The sequence below is a fragment of the Streptomyces sp. NPDC101225 genome (assembly GCF_044767585.1).
In the GTDB taxonomy this organism is placed as follows: Bacteria; Actinomycetota; Actinomycetes; order Streptomycetales; family Streptomycetaceae; genus Streptomyces.
Genome location: NZ_JBIWOE010000005.1, coordinates 323,393 through 341,106, shown reverse-complemented (window position 1 = coordinate 341,106; position 17,714 = coordinate 323,393). Strand labels below are relative to the sequence as shown.

17 protein-coding genes and 1 pseudogene are annotated in these 17,714 nt (G+C 72.9%); 5 read left to right on the top strand and 13 right to left on the bottom strand.

Features of this window, described 5'->3' with window-relative positions; all coding sequences use genetic code 11:
* Positions 1-127 precede the first annotated feature (127 nt).
* Positions 128-541 carry a VOC family protein gene (locus tag ACIRPX_RS10285; protein ID WP_404191043.1) on the top strand — a complete coding sequence of 138 codons (414 nt, stop codon included), beginning with the start codon at positions 128-130 and terminating at the stop codon, positions 539-541.
* Positions 542-624: 83 nt separating this feature from the next.
* Here ACIRPX_RS10285 and ACIRPX_RS10280 read toward each other — a convergent pair whose 3' ends face one another.
* Positions 625-1,317 (bottom strand): type 1 glutamine amidotransferase domain-containing protein, encoded by a 693-nt coding sequence (locus tag ACIRPX_RS10280; RefSeq protein ID WP_404191040.1) that lies wholly within the window; start codon positions 1,315-1,317, stop codon positions 625-627.
* A gap of 86 nt (positions 1,318-1,403) precedes the next feature.
* Between ACIRPX_RS10280 and ACIRPX_RS10275 the strand changes: the two genes are divergently transcribed.
* Entirely contained in the window at positions 1,404-2,360 is a 957-nt protein-coding gene (locus ACIRPX_RS10275; protein ID WP_404191037.1) for a LysR family transcriptional regulator, read from the top strand.
* 8 nt (positions 2,361-2,368) lie between these two features.
* On the opposite strand, the gene ACIRPX_RS10270 is transcribed toward ACIRPX_RS10275, so the two are convergent.
* The 4 genes and pseudogenes from ACIRPX_RS10270 to ACIRPX_RS10255 form a co-directional block, all read right to left on the bottom strand.
* The gene (locus ACIRPX_RS10270) at positions 2,369-2,845 is read right to left on the bottom strand and encodes a (2Fe-2S)-binding protein (RefSeq protein WP_404191035.1); all 477 of its coding nucleotides are present in this window, start codon (positions 2,843-2,845) and stop codon (positions 2,369-2,371) included.
* Positions 2,846-2,863: 18 nt separating this feature from the next.
* A pseudogene (locus ACIRPX_RS10265) lies at positions 2,864-4,000 on the bottom strand (molybdopterin cofactor-binding domain-containing protein); the annotation flags it as partial.
* A gap of 250 nt (positions 4,001-4,250) precedes the next feature.
* Positions 4,251-5,105, bottom strand: coding sequence for a fructosamine kinase family protein (locus ACIRPX_RS10260; protein WP_404191239.1), 855 nt, complete (start codon positions 5,103-5,105; stop codon positions 4,251-4,253).
* A 114-nt stretch (positions 5,106-5,219) separates the two neighbouring features.
* Entirely contained in the window at positions 5,220-6,350 is a 1,131-nt protein-coding gene (locus ACIRPX_RS10255) for a hypothetical protein (RefSeq protein ID WP_404191032.1), read from the bottom strand.
* A 165-nt stretch (positions 6,351-6,515) separates the two neighbouring features.
* On the opposite strand from ACIRPX_RS10255, the gene argG reads away from it, so the two are divergent.
* Positions 6,516-7,970 (top strand): argininosuccinate synthase, encoded by a 1,455-nt coding sequence (gene argG, locus ACIRPX_RS10250; protein ID WP_404191030.1) that lies wholly within the window; start codon positions 6,516-6,518, stop codon positions 7,968-7,970.
* Between the two features lie 88 nt (positions 7,971-8,058).
* On the opposite strand, the gene ACIRPX_RS10245 is transcribed toward argG, so the two are convergent.
* Positions 8,059-8,709, bottom strand: coding sequence for a phosphoribosyltransferase (locus tag ACIRPX_RS10245; RefSeq protein WP_404191027.1), 651 nt, complete (start codon positions 8,707-8,709; stop codon positions 8,059-8,061).
* A 420-nt stretch (positions 8,710-9,129) separates the two neighbouring features.
* Here ACIRPX_RS10245 and ACIRPX_RS10240 point away from each other — a divergent pair, with 420 nt between their 5' ends.
* Both ACIRPX_RS10240 and ACIRPX_RS10235 read left to right on the top strand, forming a co-directional pair.
* Positions 9,130-9,576: an ATP-binding protein gene (locus ACIRPX_RS10240; RefSeq protein ID WP_404191236.1), complete on the top strand. Its 447-nt coding sequence runs from the start codon at positions 9,130-9,132 to the stop codon at positions 9,574-9,576.
* Between the two features lie 264 nt (positions 9,577-9,840).
* Complete coding sequence (locus ACIRPX_RS10235; protein ID WP_404191025.1) at positions 9,841-10,548, top strand: B3/4 domain-containing protein; 708 nt, start codon at positions 9,841-9,843, stop codon at positions 10,546-10,548.
* 24 nt (positions 10,549-10,572) lie between these two features.
* Here the strand turns inward: ACIRPX_RS10235 and ACIRPX_RS10230 are convergent, their stop codons facing one another.
* From ACIRPX_RS10230 to ACIRPX_RS10200, 7 genes are all read right to left on the bottom strand, one after another.
* Entirely contained in the window at positions 10,573-11,274 is a 702-nt protein-coding gene (locus tag ACIRPX_RS10230; protein ID WP_404191023.1) for an SDR family oxidoreductase, read from the bottom strand.
* Positions 11,275-11,367: 93 nt separating this feature from the next.
* Positions 11,368-11,958, bottom strand: coding sequence for a PadR family transcriptional regulator (locus ACIRPX_RS10225; RefSeq protein ID WP_404191020.1), 591 nt, complete (start codon positions 11,956-11,958; stop codon positions 11,368-11,370).
* 59 nt (positions 11,959-12,017) lie between these two features.
* A complete protein-coding gene (locus tag ACIRPX_RS10220) occupies positions 12,018-12,815 on the bottom strand; it encodes an SGNH/GDSL hydrolase family protein (RefSeq protein WP_404191018.1) in 798 nt (265 codons plus the stop codon).
* Positions 12,816-13,287: 472 nt separating this feature from the next.
* Positions 13,288-14,067 (bottom strand): SDR family NAD(P)-dependent oxidoreductase, encoded by a 780-nt coding sequence (locus ACIRPX_RS10215; protein ID WP_404191015.1) that lies wholly within the window; start codon positions 14,065-14,067, stop codon positions 13,288-13,290.
* A gap of 91 nt (positions 14,068-14,158) precedes the next feature.
* Positions 14,159-15,265 (bottom strand): NAD(P)/FAD-dependent oxidoreductase, encoded by a 1,107-nt coding sequence (locus ACIRPX_RS10210; RefSeq protein WP_404191012.1) that lies wholly within the window; start codon positions 15,263-15,265, stop codon positions 14,159-14,161.
* A 280-nt stretch (positions 15,266-15,545) separates the two neighbouring features.
* Positions 15,546-16,454: a Clp protease N-terminal domain-containing protein gene (locus ACIRPX_RS10205; RefSeq protein WP_404191009.1), complete on the bottom strand. Its 909-nt coding sequence runs from the start codon at positions 16,452-16,454 to the stop codon at positions 15,546-15,548.
* A gap of 217 nt (positions 16,455-16,671) precedes the next feature.
* Positions 16,672-17,610 carry a LysR family transcriptional regulator gene (locus ACIRPX_RS10200; RefSeq protein ID WP_404191007.1) on the bottom strand — a complete coding sequence of 313 codons (939 nt, stop codon included), beginning with the start codon at positions 17,608-17,610 and terminating at the stop codon, positions 16,672-16,674.
* Between the last annotated feature and the right edge of the window lie 104 nt (positions 17,611-17,714).

Sequence of the window (17,714 nt, the reverse complement as noted above, 5' to 3'; positions counted from 1 at the left end):
CGGGCAAGGGCGGTGCGCGCGGGCCGGCGCCTGGGCACGCAGTCGGCTCCAGCCTCGACAGGCCGGTTGTCAGTGCCCGGCGCTACTGTGCCCACAAGTGACGTTCGTCCCTTTTCAGGAGGCTCTCATGACCTCGCGGCTCAACCCGTACATCAGCTTCGACGGTGACGCACGGCAGGCGATGGAGTTCTACAAGGAGGTGTTCGGCGGCACGCTGACGCTCAGTACCTTCGGTGATTTCGGCCAGTCGGAGGCGCCTCACGCCGACAAGATCATGCACGGTCTGCTGGACACGGCCGCCGGCTTCACCCTCATGGCCGCGGACACCCCACCGGGCATGCAGCACGCGCCGGGCACCAATTTCGCGGTGAGCGTGAGCGGTGACGACGACGCCGAACTGCGCGGCTACTGGCAGAAGCTGTCGGACGGCGGCGCCGTGTCCGTGCCGCTGGAGAAGCAGATGTGGGGTGATGTGTTCGGCATGTGCACGGACCGGTTCGGCATTCCCTGGATGGTGAACATCGGCGCGCCACAGGGCTGACAGATGCCGTCCGCGCCCGCTCCCGGTGTCCTTCGGGGGGACCTGCGGGCCGGGCGCGGACGGTGCGGCCGTGTGCCGGGAACTCAGCCCAGCTTCCGGAGCAGTTCCTCGGCGACCGGAGCCGAGGAGGCGGGGTTCTGGCCGGTGACGAGGTTGCGGTCGACGACGACCTTGGGTGCCCACGGCTCGCCGGCCTCGACCAGGACGCCGGCGCCGGTCAGGCGGTCCTGGAGCAGCCATGGGGCCTGGTCGGCGAAGCCGGCCTGGGTCTCCTCGGCGTTGGTGAAGGCGGCCACCCGGTACCCGGCGAAGGAGTTCACGCCGTCCCGTTCGGCGGCCAGCAGCGCCGCCGGGCCGTGGCAGACGACACCGAGCGGCTTGCCCGACTCCAGGGCCCGGGTGAGCAGCCGGCCGGACGTGGCGTCGACGGCCAGGTCCTCCATCGGGCCGTGGCCGCCCGGGTAGTACACGGCGGCGTAGTCGTCGAGGTTCACGCCGTCCAGGGGTACGGGGTGCTGGAGTTCGGCCGCGGCGCCGAGGACCGCGGCGATCCGGTCGGCGTTCTCCTGGCCGCCGTTGACCTCGGGCGCGAGGCTGGACTTGTCCACGGTGGGCACGACGCCGCCCGGGGTGGCGACGACGATCTCGTGGCCGGCCGCCTTGAACGCCTGGTACGGGGCGACGGCCTCCTCGGCCCAGAAGCCGGTGGGGTGCAGGGTGCCGTCGGCCAGAGTCCAGTGGTCCGCTCCGGTCAGCACGAAAAGGATCTTCGACATGGGGTGGGTCTCCGAGGGGTCGCGAAAGCTTGTCGGACTCCGACCGTAGGACCCTCGTGCCATTGGAATCCAATAGGCTCGTCCATGTGAGAGATAGGGAAGCCAATGGCAAGGAGGCGAGGTCCCGGAGTGGCGACGCCTCCGCGCCGGATCTCAATCTGCTGCGCACGTTCCTCGCCGTCTACCGGACCGGTTCCTTCACGGCCGCGGCCCTGGTGCTCGGACTGTCGCAGCCCACGGTGACCACGCAGGTGCGCGCGCTGGAGCGGCAGCTGGGCCGGGAGCTGTTCGAGCGCCAGGCCCGCGGCGTCTCCCCCGTTCCGTACGCGGACGAGCTCGCCTCCCGGATCGTGCAGCCGCTGGACGCGCTCGCCGAGGTCGCGCCCGGCGGGACGGGCGCCGGGCATCCGGTGGAGCCGGTGCATCTGGCCGGGCCGCACGAGTTCCTGACCCGTTCGGTCCTGCCCGGCCTGGCGCCCCTGGTCGAGCGGGGCGTGCGGCTGCGCATCGCCCCGGGCCTCACCGAGCCGCTGCTGGAGGAGCTGCGCGCGGGCCGTCACGACCTGGTGATCGCGACCTACCGGCCACGCGGTCGTACCCTGGCCTGCGTCCCGCTGGAGGACGAGGAGTTCGTGCTGGTCACCTCTCCCGGCTGGGCCGAGCGCGTCGGCGGTCCGGCCCGGATCGCCGCCGCCGGGCCCGCCGCCCTGCACGGCGTCCCGCTGCTCGCCTACGCCGAGGACCTGCCGATCGTCCGCCGCTACTGGCGCCATGTCTTCGGCCGGCGCCTGGTGCGCCGGCCCGCGGTCACCATGCCGGACCTGAACGCGCTCCTGGCCGCGGTCGCCGGCGGTGCGGGTTTCACGGTGCTGCCCCGCTACCTGTGCGCCGGCGAGCTGGCCTCCGGCGACCTGGTCCTGCTGCACGACCCGGACGACCCGCCCATCAACACGGCGTTCCTCGTCCAGCGCCCCGGCGCCGTCACCAACCCGCACGTGACCCTGGTCCGCGACCACCTGCTGGGGAGGGCGCGGGGTGCGTGACCGAGGCGTCAGTACCTCTCGGCGCCCGCCACGATCGCCTCGCGGATGCGGTGGTACGTGCCGCAGCGGCAGACGTTGCGGATCTCGTCGAGGTCGGCCTCGGTGATGTCGCGTCCCTCCTCGCGGGCCTGGCGGACCTTGGCGACGGCGGCCATGATCTGGCCGGGCTGGCAGTAGCCGCACTGCGCGACGTCGTACTCCAGCCAGGCCTCCTGCATCGGATGGAGGTCCTTGCCGACCGTGGCGGGCAGTCCCTCGATGGTCGTCACCTCGTCCGTGGGAGCGAGGTCCTTGACCGGGACGCTGCAAGGGTTGAACGCCTTGCCGTTGATGTGGCTGGTGCAGGCCTGGCAGACGCCGAGCCCGCAGCCGTACTTCGGCCCGGTGACGCCGAGGACGTCCCGCAGCACCCACAGCAGCCGTACGTCGTCCTCGATGTCCACGGTCACCGGGCTGCCGTTGAGGATGAAGGTGTGTTCGGGCACGAGAGGCCTCCTGAACTCCTAGTAGGCGCGGCTCAGGCCGTCGGTGGGGGACGCCGGGACCGGCGGGCTGGTGGGCAGCGGCTCGAAGCCGAGCGGGCCGTCGTGGTTGATCGGGAAGGTCGTCGGCATGGTGCCGGTGGCGCGTCCGTAGGCGCAGGCCACGGCCGCCGTCGCGCCGGCCACGGCGAGTTCGCCGGCGCCGCCGGGCCTGCCGCTGGTCGGCGGCATGACGACGATCTCCAGCTTCGGCGGGGTGTTCCACTGGCGGGTGTAGAAGTAGTCGTCCCAGCTGCCCTCCAGGAAGTGCCCGTCGTCCAGGTGCAGCCCCGAGCTGAGCGTGATCGCGATGCCGTCCATGATGCCGCCCATCATCTGCGCCTCCAGGCCGCGCGGGTTGACGGCGAGCCCGACGTCGACGGCGCAGACGACCTTGGTGACCCGGGGCCCGGTGCAGGCGTCGGGGACCGTGCGTCCGGTGGTCCGCGGACGGCAGTCGATCTCGGCGAGGACGGCGACGTAGCCGTGGTACTCGGGGTGCAGGGCGATCCCCTGGGCCGTCCCCGCGGGCATGTCCCGTCCCCAGCCGCCCACGTCGGCCACCTTGTCGAGGACGGCACGGGCGCGCTCCTCCTTGAGGAAGGACCGGCGGAAGTGGTACGGGTCCCCGCCCGTCCGCCGGGCCAGCTCGTCCACCACCAGCTCCTGCGCGCACCGCACGTCGGGCGAGTAGATGTTGCGCATGGAGCCGGTGTGGAAGCCCTTGCCGGTCTCGCTGAGCAGTTGGGTCACGACCCCGAAGTCGTACGGCGTCTGCTGCGTGAGCGTGAAGATCGTCTCGGAGAAGGTCAGGTCGCCGACGGGCAGTTGGGCCGCTTCGGCGGTGATGATCTCGCCGACGCCGTGGCCGAAGTCGGTGGCCACGGAGGTGTGGTGCTGCCGGTAGGTGAGGACCTGGCCGAGGGCGTAGGAGGCACGCACACGGGAGGTGGACATGGGATGGGTGCGTCCGTGCCGGAAGTCGTCGGTGCGGTGCCACATCAGCCGGACCGGCTTGCCCGTCGCCCGGGAGATCTCGGCGGCCTCGGCGGCGCCGTCGTGAAAGAGCCTGCGCCCGAACGAGCCGCCGCCCTCGGTGACATGGGTGGCGCTGCCGCCGGCGTTCCGGCGGGAGCGGGACGGTACGTGGACCGCCAAGTGGCGGCACCCGTACCTGAAGGGAAGGCCGTCGGCCAACCGCGTCGAGGGCGTCCGCGTGACGGTGGCGACCCTGCCGCGCGGCATCGCCGGGCGCGAGCACCTGACGGTCCGCCATGTCACCCGCCCGGTGGCCGGGGCGATCGGGCGACGGAGGTCGACCGTGCGGGACCGCGAGACCCTTCCGGCGGGCAAGGGCCCTCGCGTCTCGTCACGCGAGGGCCCTTCGCGCTGCCGTGAGGGCCTGCTCGGCATAGCCGCGGCCGAAGAGCACGGCATGCACCAGCAGGGGAAAGAGCTGGTGCAGCCCGATCCGGTCCGCCCAACCGTCCGCGAGCGGGGCCGTCTGCCGGTAGCCGTCGAGGATCTGGTCCAGGTGCGGGCAGCCGAAGAGGTGGAGCATCGCGAGGTCGGTCTCCCGGTGTCCGCCGTGCGCGGCCGGGTCGATCAGCCAGACGGCACCGTCGGCGCCCCACAGCACGTTGCCGCTCCACAGGTCGCCGTGCAGCCGGGCGGGTGGCTCGGCGGGCCCGGCCAGTTCGGGCAGCCGCTCGCAGACGCGCTCGACCACGGCCGTCTCGGCGGACCGGATCGTGCCCTGGTCGACCGCTGCGCGCAGATAGGGCAGCACGCGGTGCTCGGCGTACCAGAGGGGCCAGTCGGCGCCGGCGATGTTCCGCATGGGGGCGAGTCCGATGTACGCCTCGACAAGGCCGCCGGGCGGTGGCGCGCCGAACGCGGGAGCGCCCGCGGCATGCAGCGCGGCCAGCCCGATCCCGAACTCCCGTGCCGCACGGGCCGACGGCCGGCCCTGCGGGACGAGGTCGGTCACCAGCCAACGTGCCTCGTGGCCGTGGACCTCGGGAATGCGGACGGTGCCGGCCTCGGCCAGCCAGCGCAGTCCCGCCGCCTCGGCCTGCGCCGCGCCTGGATCGTCCGCGCGTTTGACCATGACCGACGGCCCGCCGTCGAGGCCGACTTCGGCGAGCGCCGCGGACCGGGGGCGCTCGCGGCGCACGCCACGGCCGGTGATCCGGGCGGCGGCCGCGGCCGGTCCGCCGCCGATGCCGTCGCCGTGGCAGGGGTCCGTGTGGGAGGAGGAGCCGTCGGTGGGTGAGTCCTCGGAGGGGATGCCGCTGTGCACGGGGCCAGGGTAGGACCGCCGGAGAGCCGGCCGGGGTCAGCCCGGGCGCTCCTGCTCGTCACCGCCGCGGCCACCACTGCCTCCGTCGCCGTCGCCCTCTTCGCTGTCGTCGTGCGTGGCGTACGGATGCACGTACCCCTCGTCCCCGAAGGGGAGGAACCAGTCCTGGACGAGTCCCTTGCCCGCGCCGTTCCCGGCCGGCGCGTAGAGCCACTCGTGGTCCATGTCGTCGCCCACGCCGTCGGCGAAGACCTGGAGCGCCGTCTCGACCTCCTCGCTCAGCAGCTCGTACAGGTCGGCCGTCGCCTCGGCCTGTCCGACGAGGAACTTGAGCAGCAGTTCCTCGGCCACGCAGCTCAGCCGGCCGAAGTGGGGCTGGGTGAGGCGGCCGGTCAGTGCCACGGCGGTGACGGTCAGACGGCGCGCGAACAGGACCGAGTACTGCTGGGCGAACTGCCGTGGCAGTTCGTCGAGGATCATGAACGGCGCGTCGGTGTCCGCGACGGTGGGCCCGTCCTCCTCCAGGCCCGCCAGGTCGGTGAACAGCTCGTCGACCAGAAGATCGATGGCGTACACGACGGCGCCGGCCGCGATCTCGGCCGCCTCACGGCTGACGATCCGTTTCTCCTCGTCCTCGGAGTGGCCGAAGGACGTGAGCGGGAAGGCCCGCAGGCCGGGCGCGAGGAGACGGAGCCTGCGCCGCATGTCCGCGACGTCGGTGTCGTCGCGTCGGCCGGTGTCGCCGGAGGGGGTGCCCGCCGCGTGCCTGCGGGCGCGCTCGGCGGGGTCCGCCGGCGGCGCGTCGGGGCCGTCGGCCGCGTCGAGGCTCTCCTGGAGCACCTCGGGGGCCAGCTCCACGCCGCAGCGGGTGATCTCCCAGGCGGTGAGCGGTTCGGTCCGCTCCAGCAGTTCCGCGACGACCTCGCGCGCGGCGTCCTCGGCGAACTCCAGCGCGGGCGCGTCGACGCAGAGCTTGAGCCGGGCTCCCCGGGGGTGGACGGTGATGACGTCGTCCACCAGGTCGACCTCCATCCCGTCGGGCCCCTCGATCGCAGCGATCGAATCGAGGCCCTTGCGCAGCAGGAAGACCACGCCCTCCCGCTGCAGAACGTCGAGCTCGGAACCGCCCTTGGGCAGCTCCACGTCCACCGTCACCGCGTACGTCACACGATCATGGTGCCCGAGGAAGGACATCTGGGGGGAGGGAACCGGAAGGAACCCCTCTTCGGGGACGGAGGCGCGAAGGCCGCCGGACGCGCTCGGGGAGACCCGGGGAAAGGCCGCCTGGACACGGCCTTTGCATGACCATGCGAGATGATGCATACTCTTCCCATGTCCAAGGTCCTCACCTCCCTTCCCGCCGGCGAGCGCGTCGGCATCGCCTTCTCGGGCGGCCTCGACACGTCCGTCGCGGTCGCGTGGATGCGCGACAAGGGCGCCGTCCCGTGCACCTACACCGCCGACATCGGTCAGTACGACGAGCCCGACATCGCCTCGGTGCCCGGCCGCGCGAAGACCTACGGCGCGGAGATCGCGCGCCTGGTCGACTGCCGTGCGGCGCTGGTGGAGGAGGGCCTGGCCGCGCTCACCTGCGGCGCGTTCCACATCCGGTCGGGCGGACGGGCGTACTTCAACACCACCCCGCTCGGCCGGGCCGTGACCGGCACGCTGCTGGTGCGGGCCATGCTCGAGGACGACGTGCAGATCTGGGGCGACGGCTCGACCTTCAAGGGCAACGACATCGAGCGGTTCTACCGCTACGGCCTGCTCGCCAACCCGCACCTGCGGATCTACAAGCCCTGGCTGGACGCCCACTTCGTGACCGAGCTCGGCGGCCGCAAGGAGATGTCGGAGTGGCTGGTCGCCCACGGCCTGCCCTACCGCGACAGCACGGAGAAGGCGTACTCCACCGACGCCAACATCTGGGGCGCCACCCACGAGGCCAAGACCCTGGAGCACCTGGACACCGGTGTCGAGACCGTGGAGCCCATCATGGGCCTGCGGTTCTGGGACCCCGAGGTCGACATCGTCACCGAAGACGTGACGATCGGCTTCGACCAGGGCCGCCCGGTGACGATCAACGGCAAGGAGTTCGCCTCCGCCGTCGACCTGGTCATGGAGGCCAACGCCATCGGCGGCCGGCACGGCCTCGGCATGTCCGACCAGATCGAGAACCGCATCATCGAGGCCAAGAGCCGCGGCATCTACGAGGCCCCGGGCATGGCCCTGCTGCACGCCGCCTACGAGCGCCTGGTCAACGCCATCCACAACGAGGACACCCTCGCCCAGTACCACAGCGAGGGACGGCGGCTCGGCCGGCTGATGTACGAGGGCCGCTGGCTGGACCCGCAGGCGCTGATGATCCGCGAGTCGCTGCAGCGCTGGGTCGGCGCGGCCGTCACCGGCGAGGTGACGCTGCGGCTGCGTCGCGGTGAGGACTACTCGGTCCTCGACACCACGGGCCCGGCGTTCAGCTACCACCCGGACAAGCTGTCGATGGAGCGCACCGAGGACTCCGCGTTCGGCCCGGTGGACCGGATCGGCCAGCTCACCATGCGCAACCTGGACATCGCCGACTCGCGCGCCAAGCTGGAGCAGTACGTCGGACTGGGCCTGATCGGCACCGGCAGCCCCACCATCGGCGCCTCCCAGGCCGCCGCGACCGGCCTGATCGGCACCATGCCGGAGCTGCCCGAGGGCGGCGCCGAGGCGATTGCCTCCCGCGGTGAGGTCTCCGAGGAGGACGCGCTGCTGGACCGCGCGGCGATGGAGGCCGGTACGGACTGACTCCGAGGGACCCGGAGCGGAACGCACCTCCGGAAGGGGCCGGTTCGACGGGGCGTGGGCGCCGTCGAACCGGCCCCTTCCGCCACGCTCAGGAATCGGCCTCCGCGTGCAGGGTCCGCAGCACGTCCTCGTCCGTGAGCTGGTCGAACTCCTCGTAGAAGGCGCCCACCGCCATGAAGGCGGGCGGACGGTGCAGGCAGAGCACCTCGTCGGCCTCGGGCCGCAGGCGGTCGGCCGCGTCGGGCGGGCCGACGGGCACGGCCAGGACCAGGCGGGCGGGTTCCCTGCGCCGTACGAAGCGCAGGGCCGCGCGGGCCGTCACTCCGGTGGCGAGCCCGTCGTCCACGACGATCACGGTCCGGCCCCTGAGCTCGGGCACGGGGCGCCCCTGCCGGTACAGGCGCTCGCGACGGCGGAGCTCCTCGCGCTCCCGTCCGACCACCGGGGCGAGTTCCGCGTCGCCGAGGCCGAGCGCGCGCAGGGACTGCTCGTCGTAGAGCGGCTCGTCGTCGCCGACGATCGCGCCGACGCCGAGTTCCTCCTCGTACGGAACCCCGATCTTCCGTACGACCAGGACGTCGAGCGGTGCGTCGAGCGCCGACGCCACCTGCCGGGCCACGGTGACGCCGCCACGCGGCAGGGCGAGGACGAGGGGATCGCACAGCATGCCCTTCTCCTGCTCGATCCGCAGTCTCGCGGCCAGTTCCCGCCCGGCCTGTTCACGGTCATGGAACCGCATCCGGTCGCCGCTCCCTTCCCGTTCGGTCGCGCTGGACGTTCCTCGGGCTCCGGGCGTGCGGGCACCCGCACGCGGTGAAGCTCCTCCGCAGATGATGTCAAGGATCCGCGCAGACGGACCCGTTCCGCGACCCGGCCGGGCGTCCCGGACCGGCCGGCATCCGCCGGGGGCGCGCACCGGGCCGGACCGCAGCGTGCGGCGCCACGGTTCACGGGCGGTGCGCCTGGGCACGGATGCGGCGGAGACCGCGCGGGACGCGCCGTAGCGATATGGCCAGATTCAGCAGCTCATCGTGTGCGGGGTGACATTGTTCGGTCACTGGGCGCTTCTACCAGTGTCGAGTGTTTTCGACGGCAATAGGGAGGGATGCGTGTGGGGCATCGGGGAGGGACGCGTGCGCGCGAGTCGGGAGGGGTGTCTGTGCTGAGACGCAAGACGTTGCGGCTTCCCCGGCATCCGGCCTCGGTGGGGCTGGCCCGGTACCGGGTACGGCAGCATCTGGCCGCCTGGGGGCACGCGAGGGGGGACGAGATCACGGAGCGGGTGGTCCTGCTGGCCTCGGAACTGGCGGCGAACGTCGTGCGCCACGGTCCGATCATGGAGCGCGAGTTCGAGATGGCGGTGACGGCACGGGCCGACGGCTCCTGCTTCATAGCGGTCTCCGACGAGAGCGGGGAGAACCCCGTCCTGCACGAGATACCCACCGAGGACGACGAGCGGGGCAGGGGCCTGCACCTCGTCGACCAGCTGGCCCAGAACTGGGGCGTACGCCACCGAGGACGGCACGGCAAGACGGTGTGGGCGGTGGTGCGCAACCCGCGTCCCCACGGCGCGGTCCAGTCGCCGCAGACGCGGCAGCACAAGTAGGGGCGCTCCCGGCGCCTCGGGCTCCCGTTCCCGCGGCGCGGCCGGGGTGAGCGTCGCCGCCGAGAGCTCGGCCGGGGTGGGGGGGGCGTCGCCGCCGGGGGCGCGGCCCGGACCGGCGGCGGAGCGAGCACCGGGCCTGGTCCGGTACGGTCCTGATCGTCCTCACCCGAGCGCGTGCCGGCCGCCGCACCGCCCGGAGCGCATCGGATCCCGGACGCGCACGCCCCGCCCGTCCGCCGCACCCACCCCACAGGACCTCGCCGCATGACCGTCTTCCGCATCAGCCCCGCCGTCGCAGACGCCTTCCCCGACGTCCTCGTCGCCCTGGTCGCCGCCACCGGCCTGCGCGGCCACGAACCCTGGCCCGCCACCACCGCCGCCGTCGAGGACCTGGAACGGCGACTCGCGGCCGGCACCTGGCAGCCGGCCGACGAGGGCGACCCCCGCATCGAGGCGTGGCACACCGCCTACCGCTCCTTCGGCACCAACCCCCGCCGCGTCCGGCCCAGCGTCGACGCGCTCGGCCGGCGAATGGCCAAGAAGGGCACCTTGCCGCGCGTCAACCCCGCCGTGGACTCCTACAACTCCGTCTCCGTCCGCCACGGCCTGCCCGCCGGCGCCTTCGACCTGGACCGGGTCGCCGGGGACGTCGACATCCGGCACGCCGACGGCAGCGAGGAGTTCGTCCCGCTCGGCGAGCCCGGCACGGTGGAGAACCCCAGGTCCGGCGAGATCATCTACGCCGACGCCGACGGCGTCCTCACCCGGCACTGGAACCACCGCGACGCCCACCGCACCCGGGTGACCGAGGACTCGCTGCGCGTCGCCTTCGCCCTGGAGACCCTGCACGCCACCCGCGACGGCGGCATCCTCAAGACGGCGGCGGACGAACTGCGGTCCCTGCTCGCCCCGCACACCGAGCAGGTAACGGTGCACCTCCTGAGCGCCGGACGGCCCGACGCCGGCGTCTGATCGGCAGGGCGCCGGAGGGCGGACCTACTGCGCCAACTGCGGGTAGAGCGCGGCCAGTTCCCCGGACAGTCCCGCCTTCACCTGGCGCGATACGTCGTCGGCCAGCACCTCGTGGGCTCCGGCCTCGACGCCGTCCAGGGCGAGCGCGGCGACCGTGCGGGGATCCGACTTGGGGGCGTCGATCCGCGTGGTCAGGTCGGTGTCCACATAGCCCACGTGCAGGCCGGTCACGGCGATGCCGCGCGGCCGCAGCTCCAGGCGCAGGGAGTTGGTCTGCTGCCACAGCGCGGCCTTCGAGGCACTGTAGGAGCCGGCGCTGCCGAGCCAGGACAGCACCGAGTGGACGTTGAGGATGTGCCCGCCGCCGTTGCGCTCGATGATCGGGGCGAAGGCGCGCGTCACCAGCAGCGGACCGTAGAAGTTGATGTCGAACTCGCGGCGCACGTCCTCCACCGGGGTGTCCAGGAAGCTCCCGCCGACCGAGTTCCCCGCGTTGTTGATCAGAACGGTGACGTCCTGCGCCTGCTCGGCGGCAGCGGCCACCGAGGCCGGGTCGGTGACCTCCAGCGCCAGCGGGACGGCGTCGGGGTGCGTCACCGTCCGCGGGTCGCGCGCGGTGGCGTACACCTTGCCCGCGCCACGGGTGTACAGCTCCTCCACCAGCGCCTTGCCGATGCCCCGGCTGCCGCCGGTGACGAGGACGACGGCGTTCTTGAGAGCGGTCATGACAGAGTCCTTCCAGGGACAGGAAACCGATCGGTTTCACCCTGATGGTAAACCGATCGGTTTCCTCCGCTCAACCCGTCCCTGCCGCCGCGCTCAGCCTCCCTGCGCCCGACCGGCCGCGGCGGCGCGCTCGCCGAGCCTCTTGAGGGCCGTCTCGCTCCAGCGGAGGTTGGCCCGCTCGTAGGCGATCCCGCCCTGCAGGGTCAGATAGGGGCCGATGCGCTCGGCGGTGGCGAGGTACTCCTCCTCGTCGCGCCCGTCGAGCATGCGCTCCTGCATCCGCAGGTAGCGGGCCAGTTTGGCGGTGGCCCGCTCATGGCGCTCGGCGACCGCGGCCCGTACGGCGTCGAACTCCGCGCCCTCCACGATGTCGACGCACTGCACCTTGACCATCAGCTCGTCCCGCATGGCGGGCGGCCTGTCCGGAGCCGCGCCGACGTAGTCGCGCAGGACCTGAAGGCCCGCTTCGGTGAGCGAGAAGAGCCGTTTGTTGGGCCGGCGTTCCTGCTGGACGACCCGGGCGGAGACCAGCCCCTCCTGCTCCATCCGCTCCAGCTCGCGGTAGAGCTGCTGCGGGGTGGCCATCCAGAAGTTGGCCACCGAGGCCCCGAAGCCCTTCGCGAGGTCGTATCCGGATGCCTCACCCTCCAGAAGCGCGGCCATCACCGCGTTGCGCAGAGCCATGGGCCCAACGTATCAGCGAGTTGATTAATCAACAGATCGACCAGGGCGACCACCGGGTACTACGACGGCCCCTCGGCGACCGCGGTCACCGGGAGCAGCGCGGGCCGCTTGGCCTGCCGTCCGTCGCCGGACGAGCGGCCCCGGGCCCGACGCACGAGCCAGGGGCCGAGGAAGGTGCCCAGCCAGCGCAGTTCGTCGCGGGCGGCCCGCAGGCCCGTGCGCGCCGCCGGGTCCGCGGGCAGGGGCCGCGTCCAGCTGTCGTCGGTGCCCGGCACCTCCAGCGCGTGGGCGACCGCGGCGGCGATGCGCGCGTGGCCGGCCGGGCTGGCGTGCAGCCGGTCCGTGCTCCAGAACCGGGGATCGGTCACCGCGAGGTGCGGTTCCGAGTCGGCCACCACGACGCCGTGCCGGCGGGCCGCCTCCCGGATACGGGCGTTGAGCGCCACGACGCGCGGCGCGAGCGGCCGGGCCAGCGGTGCGATCCGGCCGATGTCGGGGAAGGTGAGCGTCGCGACACGGGCCCCCTGCCCGGTGAGCGCGGCGAACACGGCCTCCAGGTGTCCGGCCACCTCGTCCGGGTCGAAGCGGGGCCGCAGGACGTCGTTGATCCCGGCGACGACCGTGGCCAGGTCGGGCTTCAGCTCCATCGCGGGCGCGAGCTGTTCGGCGCGCACCTGGCCGGCCAGCCGGCCGCGCACGGCGAGGTTGGCGTACCGCAGGCCGGGGCTGTCGTGGGCGAGCTGCTCGGCGAGCCGGTCCGCCCATCCCCGCAGGCCCCGTTCCTCGTCACCGTCGCCGAGCCCTTCGGTCTGACTGTCCCCCAGGGCGACGTAGCGCAGATATCCGCTGCCTGCCACGGCTCGACCGCCTTCCGCCGTCGTCACACGCCGAATGACCACATTGTTGCCTATTCGCATTGTTGACTATACAGCCCGGACGGCACCGCTGCTCCCGTACACGGTCGGGCATCGCCTGATCGGCGCGAACGGCATCCGCCCGCACATCGCAAACCACACCGCACCACCACCGACTGCCGAGCCGCCGGGTCTTATGGCGACCGGGGCCTTGGGCGGCGGGGCCGGGGGCTGCGGGGACGCGGGGCCGAGGCCCCCGGGGGGCTGCGGGCCGCACGACGACGAGCCGCCGGCCCACGAGCCGCGGGGCCGCACGGTCACCGACTGCCGGGCGCCAGGCCACACAGCGAGCGGGTTCTCAGGCCGCGGGGCCCCAGGCCATAGAGCCACCCGGCGACAGGGCCGAGGGGCCACCCGGCCGTCAGGCCGCCGGGCTTCCGTCGCCGGGCCGTCAGGTCGGCTTCAGGCCGGCGCGTCAGTGCACGGACAGGCCGCCGTCGACGAAGATGGACTGGCCGGTGATGTACGCGGAGGCGCGGCTTGCCAGGAAGACCGCGGCGCCTGCGAAGTCCTCGGCCAGGCCGTTGCGGCCGATCATCGTGCGGGCGGCCAGCTCCGCCACCTTCCGCGGGTCGGAGGACAGCCGCGCGTTGAGCGGAGTCATCACGAAGCCCGGCACGAGCGTGTTGCAGGTGACTCCGTGCGGCGACCACGCCTCGGCCTGCGAGCGGGCCAGCGATTCGAGCGCCCCCTTGGACACCCCGTAGGCCCCGCTCCGGACGAACGCGCGGTGCGCCTGCTGCGAGGTGACGTGGATGATCCGCCCGTGGCCGCGCTCGGCCATGCCGGGCCCGAACCGCTGCCCGAGCAGGAAGGGTGCCTCCAGGTTCACCGCCATCGTGCGGTCCCAGACGTCCTCGCCCAACTCTCCCATCGGCGGACGCAGGTTGACGCCCGCGCTGTTGACGAGGATGTCGGGCTCCCCGAAGACCCCGGCCGCCCGGTCCGCGGCGTCACGCACACCGTCGCGGCTGCCCAGGTCGCCCCTCACCCAGGCCGCCCTGCCCCCGTCGGCCGTCAACTCGTCCACCGCGGCGCTCAGTTCCGCCTCCCGGCGGGCCACCACCACGACGCTCGCCCCGGCGCCCGCGAGGGCGCCCGCGATGGCGCGGCCGATGCCGGAGCTGCCGCCGGTCACCACGGCGACCCGGCCGTCCAGCGCGAACAGTTCGGAGAGATACGTCTGCGAGGTCATGCCCGCACCCTAGATCGCCGGGGGGCCTGCCCGGGTCCGGGGCGCCCGAGCGGGTGTAGCGGAAGGCCGTACCGGAAGGCCGTACGGCCGATCAGCCGGCGGTGTAGCCGAGTTGGCGCCTCATGTACGGCGTCATCAGCGTCTTCGCCTTGGCCAGCACCGACGTACGGCCGCCGAGGACCGCGCTCTCGCCGCCCGGCACGGGCAGCAGGGTCAGCCCGTCGCCCGCGCCGAAGGGCACGATGAGCGGAGTGCGGTGCGTCGCCCGGTAGCGGCGCAGCTGTTTGCGGTGCCGGCCCGAACTGGTCAGGTGGGCGCGGATGTTCCAGGCGGCGAGGTCCGCCTGGGCCAGCGCGGCGGGGGTGATCTTGAGCTCGGTGGCGTCGTTGACGTCGCCGACGGCGAACACGTCGAGCCGTCCCGCGACGCGCAGCGTGCGGTCGACCTTGACGTGCCCGGTCTCGTTCAGCCACGCGCCGTGTCCGCCCAGCCGCATCCAGAGGGTGTTGGGCGTGGTGCCGGTCGCCCAGAAGGAAAGGTCCGCCTCGATGACCGTGCCGCGGCTGTCGCGGTAGGTGCCGAAGTCGTTGCCGGGCGACATGAAGGAGTCCAGGCGTACCTCGACGTCGTGCGCCTCCAGCCAGTCCCGCGCCCTGCGACCGGCCCGCTCGACGCCGGTCGAGTGCAGCAGCGCCGGGCCGGCGTGCGCGAGGGTGACCCGGGCGTCCGGCCGTGCGAGGCGTATCTCCGCGCCGAGTTCCACGCCGGAGGGGCCCCCGCCGACGACGAGGATGTGCCCGGCGGTGGCGATCTTCTGCTGGTGCCCGGTCAGTGCCTTCACCGCCTCGTCGGTGGTGGTGCCGGTGAAGCGGGCCGGTTCGGGGTAGTCGGCGCCGCTGGCGATCACCGCCACGTCGTACGGCAGCCGCTCGCCCGTCGCCAGTACGACCTGGCGCTCGGCGGTGTCGATGCGGACCGCCTTGCCCACCGCCACGCGGCCGTTGCGCAGCAGCCGGTCGTAGGGGATGAAGGGAGTCACCGACCACTCGGGGCGCACGCCCGCGCGCAGGGACGCGATGCGGTGGAAGAAGACCTCCTTGCGGTCCACCAGGGTGACCCGCGCGACCGAGTCCAGACGCCGGGCCAGCCGGACCCCCGCGTACCCGCCGCCGATCACCACTACGTCGCCGTCGTGCACCTCGGGTCTCCCGTGCCTGCGGAGGGAGCGGTGCGAGGTGGACGCACTCGGCCGCTCGGACTGCGGTCGAGCGTAGCGCTTGAAACCTAAAGTTCACCCTGGGATGTGTGGGCATTCTGTGAAGCGTGGGCCCGGCCTCGAGGAGCACCCGTACGTTCTCCCGCCACTGGACCGGAGCGAGCGCGGCCCCCGCGGCGACGGCGTCGGCGACGTCCACCAGGACATTCGCACGCGGAAGAACCGGAGGTCGAAGCCGAGAAGCCGCCGTCGGTTCCCTGCTTCAGGAAGCCGGGCGAGAGGTTCCGAGGATCTCGCCGCGTCCGAGGATCTCGCCGCACAGGACCACGCACTCGGAGCAGATCCACACATCGGGTCCGGCGGCGAGGCGGCGTTCCGCACTGGATGCGTGCCCGCAGAACGAGCAGCGGTCCGTCTGCTTCTTGCCGGGACGGCCGCGGCGGGAGCGGCGGCCGAAGGGGGTGCGGGGCACGTTGACGTAGCAGTGCAGCAGGCGCTTGACGTCGGCGACGTCCACGCCGAGGTCGTTGAGGACACGGCGGGCGCGGGAGCCGGGGTCGGTGGCGATGACGGCGAGCAGCTGCGGTGTGGTGACGACGACCGGTGCGCAGGCCGGGGTGCGTTCGGCGGCCAGCTGCTCGGCTCCGGCCAGAGCGGCCTGGGCCTCGGCGGAGAAGACGGGCCGGCCCCGGTGCGCGGGGTGGTCGGGGTGGTCGAAGAGGCGGTGGCCGGCGTCGCGGACCGTGGCACGGCTGACGCCGAGCTGTTCCAGGGTGGCGGCGGCCACCCCGTCCGTGAGCAGTCCCAGCAGGATGTGTTCGGTGCCGGCCTGCGCGAGGTGGTCGGCCTCAGCCGCGTCCAGCGCGGCGGTCAGTCCGGCCTCCAGGTCGCGGCCGCGGACCAGGCCGACGGTCGCGGGGGCGTGGGCAACGCGCTCGGCGTATCGCTGACGCGCTCCCTGACGGGAGACGCCGAGCCGTTCACCGATCACCGTCCAGGAGCAGCCCGCGTCGCGGGCCTGCCGTACGACCTGGTCGAGGGCGGCGTCGGCTCGGCCGGACAGGTCTCGGGTCAGGGCCAGGACGGCGTCCAGCAGGTCGAGCGGGTCGTCACCGGTGGCGCGGTTGCGGGCCGCTTGGATGAGCTGGTCCACGGTGGGCTCTTGGCTCATGGTGACAACAGTAGGTTGTCACTCCCCGGCTGACAATCCCTCGTTGTCACGCGGCCGGGACATGACGCCGGCAAGGCGGATGTCCGCGCGGGCGTGGGCGCCCGGTTCGACGTCGGTCGCCCGGTGAGCCGGCGTGGGCAGGGCGGTGCGGGTGGCGGGCGGTTCGGCCGTGCGGTGTCCGGTGCCCCGGCCGCAGCTCTCGTCCGTTACCGCCGGCTCACCTGGAGAAACTCTCGTCCGGCAACCGCTCCAACGTCGTCGCGATCCCCGCCTGTTCCACCGCGTCGATCAGGGCCTGGCCTATCACCGAGACCGGCTCGCGGGCCGGGAGGACCAGGCCGATGCGTTCGGTGCGGACCGGGCGGACCAGGGGGACGGCGTGCATGCCTGCCGGGACGCCGAAGACGTGGAGCCAGGCGTGGGGCACGATGCTCGCCCACTGCCCGGATCTGACCTGGGCGAACAGGGAAGCGATCGAGTCGGTCTCCACGCGCGGGGTCACGGAGACGCCGACCGCCTCGAAGGCCGCCTCCAGGACCTGGCGTCCCTGCATGCCGGGGTGCAGCAGGCAGAGCGGGTACTGGGCCGCGTCCTCCCAGGAGATCTCGTCCGCACGAACGTCACGGGCATCGCGGGCGTCGCGCCGGATCAGCAGGACGTAGCGCTCCCGGTACAGCGGGACGAACTTGAAGCCGTGCTCCACGACGGTGCTGTGGTAGGTGACGGCGGCGTCGAGTTCGTAGGCATGGAGGCGGTCGACGATGTCCACGGACTGCAGGTCCGCGAACACCTGCACCGTGGCCAGCGGGTTGGCGGCGCAGAACGGCTGGGTGAGCAGCGCGACCGCCGTGGCCGCGGTCGGCACGGTGCCGATGCGCAGCCGGCCGCTCAGTCCGGCCTGCAGCGCCTGGATCTCGTCCTGCATCGCGTCCCGGTCGGCCAGGATGCGCTGGGCCCACAGCACGACGCGCTCGCCCTCGGGCGTCAGGCCCTCGAACCTGCGGCCGCGCTGCACGAGGGGGATGCCGAGTTCCTCCTCCAGTTTCCGGATGCCTTCGGACAGCGCCGGCTGGGAGACGTAGCAGGCCTGCGCCGCCTTCGCGAAGTGACGGGCTCGGGCGAGGGCGACGAGGTACTCGAGTTGGCGGAGCAGCACCCTCCAATGATCCACCGCGGCGCGCCGTCCGGCACCGGTGCCGTCGCCGGCCCACCGGCCGTCCGCGCACGGATCACACACGCGGCAGTCATCGGTGCCGCCTC

Coding starts and splice junctions, on each gene's coding strand:
- ACIRPX_RS10285 (WP_404191043.1), top strand. CDS start 128: ATGACCTCGCGGCTCAACCCGTACATCAGCTTCGACGGTGACGCACGG.
- ACIRPX_RS10280 (WP_404191040.1), bottom strand. CDS start 1,317: ATGTCGAAGATCCTTTTCGTGCTGACCGGAGCGGACCACTGGACTCTG.
- argG (WP_404191030.1), top strand. CDS start 6,516: ATGTCCAAGGTCCTCACCTCCCTTCCCGCCGGCGAGCGCGTCGGCATC.
- ACIRPX_RS10245 (WP_404191027.1), bottom strand. CDS start 8,709: ATGCGGTTCCATGACCGTGAACAGGCCGGGCGGGAACTGGCCGCGAGA.
- ACIRPX_RS10235 (WP_404191025.1), top strand. CDS start 9,841: ATGACCGTCTTCCGCATCAGCCCCGCCGTCGCAGACGCCTTCCCCGAC.
- ACIRPX_RS10230 (WP_404191023.1), bottom strand. CDS start 11,274: ATGACCGCTCTCAAGAACGCCGTCGTCCTCGTCACCGGCGGCAGCCGG.
- ACIRPX_RS10225 (WP_404191020.1), bottom strand. CDS start 11,958: ATGGCTCTGCGCAACGCGGTGATGGCCGCGCTTCTGGAGGGTGAGGCA.
- ACIRPX_RS10215 (WP_404191015.1), bottom strand. CDS start 14,067: ATGACCTCGCAGACGTATCTCTCCGAACTGTTCGCGCTGGACGGCCGG.
- ACIRPX_RS10205 (WP_404191009.1), bottom strand. CDS start 16,454: ATGAGCCAAGAGCCCACCGTGGACCAGCTCATCCAAGCGGCCCGCAAC.